A 9,772-nucleotide genomic window follows, 5' to 3' on the forward strand; every position below is an offset into this window, starting at 1 on the left:
CACTGCGCATGCCTGCCTTGGGATCGAGGACGAACTGGACTTCGATCGGCGTGTTCCAGAATTCGCGGGCCAGATCGGAGATCCGTCCCGAAAACTGGCTCTTGACCCAGTCCAGCTTGAAGCGGTTCGGCGCGGCGATGGACAGCGTGTTCGCCGACGCATCGAAGGCCACCGGGGCCAAGGGTTTGATCCACGTCACGTACTGCTGGGGCGTCAGCTCGCGCTCCAGCAGTGCGGAACAGTGTTGCCAGAAATCGTTCATCAAGTAACTGTCGTTTTTTGCGTGCACAGCGCGGCTCGCCGGCGCCCTTGTCGCGGTTGCGCAACAAGGCCCGAAGCGGTCGTGCGAGCGTGCCTCGGACGCCTGCGTCACAGTGTTGGAGGGGCAGGCGCGGGCCGAGGCGGCGTGCGGGATTCTTGGAGATAAGGCGAGATTCTACCGCCAAACGCGACCACAGCGCGAGTTATCCACAGGCCGGGATTGTGGGTCGCGGGGCCGGATCGGCGCGGGCCGGCACAGGCGAGCGACTCCTAAAGTATTGACCGTCAAGAGAAAAACGGTTTAAATAGCGGGTTCCGCGAAAACCAATCCTGTATTCCCGGCGATTGCGTTCGCCCGAATGCCTACGGTTAAGGGCACGCGGTCCCCTGAATTTCGACATTCTCGAACAAGTGAGAACATCATGAAACGTACTTACCAACCGTCCGTGACGCGCCGCAAGCGCACCCATGGCTTCCGTGTCCGCATGAAGACGGCAGGTGGCCGCAAGGTCATCAACGCTCGCCGCGCGAAGGGCCGCAAGCGCCTCGCCATCTAAGGCAGGTTGCGCGCTGTGTCCGCCGTCCGCAGTCCTGCGGAAGGTGCCGTCGAGCCGGGTGCGAATCCGTCGCAGACGAAAGCCGCCTTCCCGAAAGCTGCGCGACTTCTGAAAACGGATGAATTTTCATCCGTTTTTCGTTTGCGCCCCTGGCGGCGCTCCGCGCACTTCGTGATTTACGGCAAGCCGACCGGTCAGCCCGCGCGTCTGGGGCTCGTCGTCGGCAAGAAGTATGCGCCGCGTGCGGTAACACGTAACCTCGTGAAGCGGCTGGCGCGCGATGCGTTTCGCTTGCGCCGGGCCGAGTTCGCCGGTTACGACCTGCTGCTGCGGCAGCACACGCGCTTCGACAAGAAAGCGCTGCCGAGCGCGGCTTCAGCCCCGCTCGCGGCGATGTGCGCGGCCGAGATCCGCGAGCTGCTCGACAGGGCAGTCCGGGAAATCGCCCGCCGTGCGTCGAAGCCCGCGTCCGAGTGACGCATCCGTGCCCGGTGCGGCGTTCGCGCCTGCTCGGCCGGTTTTGACGCGGCGTCGTACGGCGCCGCCCAAGGTATGGAAACGGTATTGATCGCCTTGCTGCGCTTCTACAAGGTTGCCGTGAGCCCGATGCTCGGCAACCGTTGCCGTTTTTATCCTTCCTGTTCGGATTACGCGCGCGAGGCAATCCAGTATCATGGCGCCGCGCGCGGCACGTATCTCGCCGTCAGGCGCGTGTGCCGATGCCATCCGTTTTCCGCGGGCGGCATCGACCTCGTCCCGCCGCCCAACTCCGACACTCGCGCTCGCGGCGAAGCCGACGCGCGGTCCCATCGACTCTGAGACAACGCATGGATATCAAACGCACCGTCCTATGGGTGATCTTCTTCATGTCAGCTGTCATGCTGTACGACAACTGGCAGCGGTCCCATGGACGCCCGTCGATGTTCTTCCCGAGCGCCACGCAGACGGCCCCCGCGGCCGCTGCCGGCGGTGCATCGGGCACGGGCGCGACGACGACCGCAGGTGAAGTGCCTGCCGCCGCAGCCGGCGCCGCCCCGTCGACCACTGCTCCGGCCGCCCAGGCGCAGCTCGTGAAGTTCTCGACCGACGTGTATGACGGCGAAATCGACACGCGCGGCGGCACGCTCGCGAAGCTGACGCTGAAGAAGCAGGGCGACGGCAAGCAGCCCGACCTGTACATCACGCTGTTCGACCACACGGCCGGCCATACGTATCTCGCACGCTCGGGCCTGCTCGGCGGCGATTTCCCGAACCACAACGACGTCTACACGCAGCTGAACCCCGGCTCGACGTCGCTGACGGGTGACCAGAACGCGCTGAAGCTGTCGTTCGAATCGCCGGTGAAGGGCGGCGTGAAGGTCGTGAAGACCTACACGTTCACGCGCGGCAGCTACGTGATCGGCGTCGACACCAAGATCGACAACGTCGGCACGGCGCCTGTCACGCCGACGGTCTACATGGAACTGGTGCGCGACAACACGGCCGTCGAAACGCCGATGTTCTCGCATACGTTCCTCGGGCCGGCGGTCTACACGGACGCGAAGCACTTCCAGAAGATCAACTTCAGCGACCTCGACAAGAACAAGGCCGACTACGTGACCTCCGCCGACAACGGCTGGGTCGCGATGGTGCAGCACTACTTCGCGTCGGCCTGGATTCCGCAGCAGGGCGTGAAGCGCGACATCTACGCTGAAAAGATCGATCCGACGCTGTACCGCGTCGGCGTGAAGCAGCCGGTCGCCGCGATCGCGCCGGGCCAGTCGGCCGACGTGCAGGCACGCCTGTTCGCCGGTCCGGAAGAGGAGCGCATGCTCGAAGGCATCGCGCCGGGCCTGGAACTCGTGAAGGACTACGGCTGGGTGACGATCATCGCGAAGCCGCTGTTCTGGCTGCTCGAGAAGATCCACGGCTACATCGGCAACTGGGGCTGGTCGATCGTGCTGCTCACGATCCTGATCAAGGCCGTGTTCTTCCCGCTGTCGGCTGCGAGCTACAAGTCGATGGCGCGCATGAAGGAAATCACGCCGCGCATGCAGGCGCTGCGCGAACGCTTCAAGAGCGATCCGCAGAAGATGAACGCCGCGCTGATGGAGCTGTACAAGACCGAGAAGGTCAATCCGTTCGGCGGCTGCCTGCCGGTCGTGATCCAGATCCCGGTGTTCATCTCGCTGTACTGGGTGTTGCTCGCCTCGGTCGAAATGCGCGGCGCGCCGTGGGTTCTGTGGATTCACGACCTGTCGCAGCGCGATCCGTTCTTCATCCTGCCGGTGCTGATGGCCGTGTCGATGTACGTGCAGACGAGCCTGAACCCGACCCCGCCGGACCCGGTCCAGGCGAAGATGATGAAGTTCATGCCGATCGCGTTCTCGGTGATGTTCTTCTTCTTCCCGGCCGGCCTCGTGCTGTACTACGTCGTGAACAACGTGCTGTCGATCGCACAGCAGTACTACATCACGCGCAAGCTCGGCGGAGCCAAGAAGAAACCGGCCTGACGCCCGTTGCACACACGGGCGGCGAGCCGCCCGCGATGCACGCAAAAAAAGCCGCATGGTTCGCGCCATGCGGCTTTTTGCTTTTGCGGTTCCGGTGCGGATTCAGCCTTTCTTCGATTCGCCCGAGTCGCCGTAGAACTGCTCGACCAGTTCCTGCACGAGGTAGCGATGATGCGGCGACAGCGCTTCAATCTTCGACGCGAGTTCGATCGTCTCGGGCGTCGGCGGATAGCGCTCGTCGCGCGGCAGCGGTTGCGGCGTCGGATGTTCGATCACGCTCGGCGACGGGCCGTAATGCAACCAGTGGAGTTCGACGCGCAGCCATTCGGCGAGCGTGGCGAGTTTGTCCGACGTCGGAATCGTGCGACCCGTCAGCCACTTATGCGCGGTTTGCGGCGAAACGGGTTGCGCTCCGCGGTGACGCAGATTGAATCGGTTCGCCAGTTCGGTCGCACCGGTGATCTTCTCCGGGCTGCGCCGCAGGGCGAATTTCAGGCGTTCCGAGAACGCGGCTTTTTCTTCGGATGTCGGCATGGGGGAGATTGTGCAATTCCACCACCACGTTTCAGACAACCATTCGGGCTAAACGTATCTCGTTCAGACGAATCCCGATCTCGATCGGAGTGGGATGCAAAATTGAGGGTCACAGTGTTGGGCCGCTCCAGCAGGCATACTCGTCCGAAACGGCGGCTGTGACATTGCGCTGGACTGATACTTGGCTTATCCCCGGCGGGATAAATTCGGGCGCGTCCGAATCCAGCGCGGCGATCGATGGCGTGTGAGCCGGCACGCTACAATGCCGGCGTTCCGATGCCCGAACTGTTGCGCGGGCGCACCATATTCACTGATCACCCGATTCAACCGATTCCATGCTCGCTACCGATTCCGATCCGATCGTCGCCATTGCCACTGCTGCCGGCCGGGGTGGCATCGGGGTCGTCCGCGTCTCGTTCGGGCGCGGCGGCGAGGCGGCCGCATTGCCGCTGATCGACGCGTTGTGCGGGCAGAAGCTCGCGCCGCGCCATGCGAGCTACGTGCCGTTCCTCGACGAGAACGGCGCGCCGCTCGACCGCGGGATCGCGCTGTATTTCCCGGCGCCGCATTCGTACACCGGCGAGCACGTGCTCGAGCTGCAGGGGCACGGCGGGCCGATCGTGATGCAGCTGCTGCTGCAGCGCTGCCTGGATGCGGGGCGCGGTTTCGGTCTGCGGCTCGCGGAGCCCGGCGAATTCACGCGACGCGCGTTTCTGAACGACAAGCTCGATCTCGCGCAGGCCGAGGCCGTCGCCGACCTGATCGAGGCGAGCACCGAAGCGGCGGCGCGTTCGGCCGGGCGCTCGCTCGACGGCGCGTTCTCGCGGCAGATCCATGCGCTCGTCGACGACGTGATCACGCTGCGGATGCTGGTCGAGGCGACGCTCGATTTTCCGGAAGAGGAGATCGATTTCCTGGAAGCGGCCGATGCGCGCGGCAAGCTCGCGAAGATTCGCGCGCAGCTCGCGCACGTGCTGGGTGATGCGCGGCAAGGTGCGCTGCTGCGCGAAGGATTGTCGGTCGTGCTCGCGGGGCAGCCGAACGTCGGCAAGTCGTCGCTGCTGAACGCGCTGGCCGGCGCGGAGCTGGCGATCGTCACGCCGATCGCGGGCACGACGCGCGACAAGGTCGCGCAGACGATCCAGGTCGAAGGGATTCCGCTGCACATCATCGATACGGCCGGGTTGCGCGAGACGGAGGACGAGGTCGAGCGGATCGGCATTGCGCGTACGTGGAGCGAGATCGAGCGTGCGGACGTCGTGCTGCATCTGCTGGATTCGCGCACCGGGATGACGGCGGATGACGAAATGATCGCCGCGCGGTTTCCGGGCGGCGTGCCGGTGGTGCGTGTGCTGAACAAGACGGATCTGACCGGCGTGGCGGCGTGCGTCGAGCATCCGGCGGCGGAAGGCGACCTCACCGAGGTGCATCTGTCGGCGAAGCTCGGCGACGGGATCGACATGCTGCGCGCGGAGCTGCTGCGGATCGCCGGGTGGCAGGCGGGGGCGGAAGGCGTGTATCTCGCGCGGGAGCGGCATCTGATCGCGCTGCGGGCCGCGCAGGAGCATCTCGCGCAGGCGGCGGATCATGCGGAGCAACGCGCTCAGTCGCTCGATCTGTTTGCCGAGGAGCTGCGGCTCGCGCAGGAGCAACTCAATTCGATTACCGGGGAGTTCACTTCGGATGATCTGTTGGGGGTGATTTTCAGCAGGTTTTGTATCGGGAAATAACCTCGCATCCACCGGGCTCCACCAGGGTCCACTGAAACCCTTGAAACCTGCAGGAATACTAGGTTTCTTGCCCATCAAGCTCTGCGAATCACACTGAAAGCCGTCTGTTTTTATGCCCAAGTGGCGGTTTTAGCCCGGGCCTTCCTCTGCTTGGACATACGGAGGAAGAAGATGGCATTCGCCGACACTGCCCTGAATGCACTCAAGTCGCGACCAGCACCAGCGGGATGCACCAGCACGGCCCAGATGCCGTTGTGGACGATCCAGGAAACGAGGGTGAGGCAGTACTCGAGGTAGTCGGTCGTGTAGAGCGTCGTCATTCCAGACCACTGCCAGGCAAGCCGGCCAGGCGCGGATGCGCGGCGCGACGGAAGCCGGCAGGCTCGGAGCAGGCCACGGCGCAGCGCCAGCGCTGCATTCTGATCGCGATGGGTAGCGGCCTATTCCGACAGAGGCGGTATAGACGGGCGAGCGGGAATAGGAAATGGCCCGGCGCCTATTGTTGGCGTGAGGCCGGTTTGGCCGGCCTTCGATCACGGGGCGAGCCGGCCGGCCCCGATGGGGCCGATGGACGTGCGGACTCCGAATTGCCGAATTGAATTTCGTACGAGTTGCGGAATTTCGGCGTGTATTTTCGGAGTCGTCTCATATCCCTGCTGTTGATCAATGCCCATGCTGGCGTCTGAAGAAGTCCATGTACATCCACATTTGCTGAGGGCTTGCGGCTAACCTGGTTTGCCATACCGTAGCCGCAGGTGCTCGGCTTCGGGAGACCTATGGCAGGCCAGACATCCAGCACTTCCACCAACGCATCCCGCGAGCGCCCAATCTCGGTTGCTCCGCTCAACCAGATTCAGTTGGGCGACGTGGCTCTCAGCATTTTGGCGTTCGACGAATGGCTGGGCGCCATCAGTCATGGCAGCGTGAACTTAGACCGTCTGCGCACGGTCGCCGGGAACTTTCCCGCCGTTCTCAACATCCTGAACCTGGCCGACCTGCTCGGCGATATCGTCACCCTCACGACCCACCCGGAACCTCACGCCTCTGACTGGTTCAACGTCAGCCTGAACCTGATCGGCCTGATGCCCGAGCCGGGTACCGCCGCTGCCCGCATGGTGCTGCGGCCCACCCTGTTCCTGGCGCGGCAGGAACTCCTGCAGGGTGGGAGTGCGCAGGTAGGCGAGGCGGCGTTGCGCACTCTTGCCGTCAATCTGAACCACAGCATCCAGGGAGAACTGGAAGACCTCGCGCAGCGGATACAGTCAAGACTCCCCGCTCTGCTGGACGCGGCGGCCGCCTTCGGCGAAAGCCTGCTCTTGGACCTGGCGAACGGCCTGGAGGCCTTGGCACGGGCGGAGCCCTTTGCGCCGGCCGCCCTGAGGGCAAGCACATCGGCAACGACCGAACTGCGCGATCCAGCGGCTGCGTTTTCCAACCTCTACGACGCAGCCCATCAATTCCTTCGCGGTAACGCGATTACCCGACCCTCTTTCGAACAGAGTTCGCCTCTTGAGTCGTCGACGCTGGTCAGCGCCAACGCCCAGGCATTGCGCCAGTTCGCCGCATTGTTGGGCAAGCAGGTGCGGCAACAGGGTCAGGCTACCCAGGTGGGCAGCGTGGGGTGGGTTGCGGCTGGATTGGTCCGCTCGCTTGAGGCCCGGGAAGCGGGCGCCGGGCAGAGTGCCAGCATCAAACCCGACGCGACCAGCATCGCTGGGCGCCAGATCCCCGGCGAGTCCCTTGAAGTCCGCGTCAAGGAGCGGCCTGCCGAGCAGGACGCCAACCAGTGCAAGATTGGCGTGCAGTCGTGCAGTGGCGGCAGCATCAGTTTTGCCACGGGCACCGAAACCCTCTCGCACACCGATTTCGTTCTGCCCGGTCCGTTTCCCATCGTCTGGACGCGTACCTACCGCTCCAGTTTGGACGCCTACGACCACGACGAACACGGCGCGCGCTGGATCACCCCCTACACCACGCGCATCGATGTGATTGGCGACGGTCTGCGTTACCACGGCGCCGATGGCCGCAGCCTCGACTACCCGCTGCCCAAGATCGGCGGGCTGCACGATGACCGCATCGAAGACATCACGCTGGTGCGGGTCAGCGAACACCGCCTGGTCCTGTGCCGCGGTTACGAGCGTCGCGAAACCTACCAGCGCCACGGCGAGCGCTTCCTACTCGTGCAGGTCGAACTGCGCGGCGGCGCCGGCCTGCTGCTGGGCTACGACCACCGCGTGGACGAGCGCGTGGTGTTGTCGGACCTGGTCACCTACCAGGACGACCCGAGCCAGCCGCACACGCATCTGGGCACCCAAGTCGACGAGGCTGGCCGCCTCACCGGCCTGTGGCTGATGGGTGATACGGCCCCCGAGCGTCGGCTGAGTCTGTATCGATACGACGAAGCCGGCGACCTGACGCTGGCCCAGGATGAAAACGCCACCGTCTGGACCTACGCCTACCAGCACCACCTGATCACCCGCTACACCGACCGTACCGGCCGCGGGATGAACCTCGCATGGCAGGGCGCAGGCCCCGACGCCCGTGCCGTGCATGAATGGGCCGACGACGGCAGCTTCGAGGTGCGCCTGGAGTGGGACCCGAACATTCGCCTCACCTACGTCACCGACGCCCACGGACAGGAAACGCGGCACTACTACGACAGCCTCGGCTACACCTACCGCATCATCCACCCGGACCAGCGGCAGGAATGGCTGTTCCGCGATGCTGCCAAGAACGTCGTGCACCACATCCACACCGATGGCAGCGAAGACCGTTACGCCTACGACGAGAACGGCAACCTGCTCGAATACATCCGCGCAGATGGCAGCTCGGTGCATTACGCGTGGGATACGAAAGACCTGCTCATCAAGATCAGCGATGCCGAGGGTGGGCTCTGGCTGCGCGACTACGACACGCGCGGCCGCCTGACCGAGAGCGTTGACCCGCTCGGCAACAAGACCGAGTACGCCTACAACCCGATGGGCCTGCCGATCGGCATCACCGACGCCAGCGGCAAGATCAAGCAGCTCGAGTACAACGCCAGCGGCCAGCTCACGCGCTACATCGACTGTTCGGGCAAGGCCAGTACCTGGGCCTACGACGAACGCGGCCAGATGATCCAGTTCACTGACGCGGCCGGACAGGTCACCCGCTATCGTTACGAGGCCGGCCAGCTCGCTGTCATCCGCCATCCCGACAACAGCGAAGAACACTTCGAGCGCGACGCCGAAGGGCGTTTGCTGACCCACGTCGATGCGCTGGGGCGGCGTACCGAATGGGACTACACCGAGGCCGGGCTGCTCGCCAGCCGGGTGGACGCGGCCGGCCAGACCCTGCGCTACCAGTGGGACAAGCTCGGTCAGCTCACCGCGCTGCGCAACGAGAACGGCCGCGAAGCCGAGTTCCACTACGATCCGGTGGGTCGCCTGCTCGCCGAAACCGGCTTTGATGGCGCCACCACGCGCTACGAGTACGAGGAAGAAACCGGCAAGCTGGCGCGCGCGGTGGACGGGCAGCGCATCACCGCCTACACCTTCGATGCAATGGGCCGCCTCGCTGAGCGGCGCGCGGCGCTGCAAACCGGCGAGACGCCGCCGCGTGAGCAAGCCTGGCAGGTGGAACGCTTCGCGTATGACCTCAACGGCAACCTGGCGCTGGCCACCAACGCCGACAGCCGACTGCAATGGTTCCACGACGCGGCCGGCAACCTGGTGCGCGAGCACCAGCACTACATCTGCCTCGGCAAGCCGCTGGTCGGCGTGTGGCAGCACGAATACGACGCGCTCAACCAGCGTATCGCTACCGTGCGCCCGGATGGGCACCGCGTAAGCTGGCTCACCTACGGCAGCGGACACCTGCTGGCCCTGCAATTGAACGAGCGCGAACTGGTCAGCTACGAGCGCGACGACCTGCACCGTGAAATCGTCCGCACCCAGGGCAATCGCCTGCTGCAGAAGCAGCAGTGGGATGCCATGGGGCGGTTGAGCGAGCAGGTACTTGCCCACGAGGCCAAAGAGCCGGCCACGCAAACCGCTGGCGGCAGCCGCCTGCTGGTGCGCCGCTACCGCTACGACGCCAGCGGCCAGCTCACCGACATCAACGACACGCGGCGCGGCCAACTGGCCTACCGCTACGATCCGGTGGGCCGGCTGCTGGAGGCACAAAGCCGCCTGGGCCACGAAACCTTCGCGTTCGACCC

The 9,772-nt window shown here is 64.7% G+C and carries 9 protein-coding genes; 6 read left to right on the top strand and 3 right to left on the bottom strand.

All coding sequences use genetic code 11. From position 1 onward, the window contains the following. On the bottom strand, nt 1-262 hold a 262-nt coding region (locus ABY44_RS17940), incomplete at its 3' end, for a DnaA N-terminal domain-containing protein (RefSeq protein ID WP_431641511.1). Between the two features lie 421 nt (nt 263-683). Between ABY44_RS17940 and rpmH the strand changes: the two genes are divergently transcribed. From rpmH to yidC, 4 genes are all read left to right on the top strand, one after another. Further along, nucleotides 684-818 (top strand): 50S ribosomal protein L34, encoded by a 135-nt coding sequence (gene rpmH, locus ABY44_RS17945; RefSeq protein ID WP_004198824.1) that lies wholly within the window; start codon nt 684-686, stop codon nt 816-818. 15 nt (nt 819-833) lie between these two features. Next, nucleotides 834-1,295, top strand: a complete 462-nt coding sequence (gene rnpA, locus ABY44_RS17950; protein ID WP_021157986.1) for a ribonuclease P protein component — start codon at nt 834-836, stop codon at nt 1,293-1,295. 75 nt (nt 1,296-1,370) lie between these two features. Continuing rightward, complete coding sequence (gene yidD, locus ABY44_RS17955) at nt 1,371-1,637, top strand: membrane protein insertion efficiency factor YidD (RefSeq protein WP_006750110.1); 267 nt, start codon at nt 1,371-1,373, stop codon at nt 1,635-1,637. Between the two features lie 8 nt (nt 1,638-1,645). Next, nucleotides 1,646-3,310 (top strand): membrane protein insertase YidC, encoded by a 1,665-nt coding sequence (yidC, locus tag ABY44_RS17960; protein ID WP_027788804.1) that lies wholly within the window; start codon nt 1,646-1,648, stop codon nt 3,308-3,310. Between the two features lie 102 nt (nt 3,311-3,412). On the opposite strand, the gene ABY44_RS17965 is transcribed toward yidC, so the two are convergent. Then, nucleotides 3,413-3,844: a helix-turn-helix domain-containing protein gene (locus ABY44_RS17965; RefSeq protein ID WP_021157984.1), complete on the bottom strand. Its 432-nt coding sequence runs from the start codon at nt 3,842-3,844 to the stop codon at nt 3,413-3,415. 335 nt (nt 3,845-4,179) lie between these two features. On the opposite strand from ABY44_RS17965, the gene mnmE reads away from it, so the two are divergent. Continuing rightward, nucleotides 4,180-5,574, top strand: a complete 1,395-nt coding sequence (mnmE, locus tag ABY44_RS17970) for a tRNA uridine-5-carboxymethylaminomethyl(34) synthesis GTPase MnmE (RefSeq protein ID WP_060173378.1) — start codon at nt 4,180-4,182, stop codon at nt 5,572-5,574. Between the two features lie 110 nt (nt 5,575-5,684). On the opposite strand, the gene ABY44_RS17975 is transcribed toward mnmE, so the two are convergent. Then, complete coding sequence (locus ABY44_RS17975; protein ID WP_060173377.1) at nt 5,685-5,894, bottom strand: hypothetical protein; 210 nt, start codon at nt 5,892-5,894, stop codon at nt 5,685-5,687. Between the two features lie 456 nt (nt 5,895-6,350). On the opposite strand from ABY44_RS17975, the gene ABY44_RS17980 reads away from it, so the two are divergent. Continuing rightward, the coding region (locus ABY44_RS17980) for a DUF6531 domain-containing protein (protein WP_431641515.1) at nt 6,351-9,772 on the top strand (3,422 nt) is incomplete at its 3' end.

The organism is Burkholderia sp. ZZQ-2, assembly GCF_050768715.1.
GTDB classification, from domain to species: Bacteria; Pseudomonadota; Gammaproteobacteria; order Burkholderiales; family Burkholderiaceae; genus Burkholderia; species Burkholderia cepacia.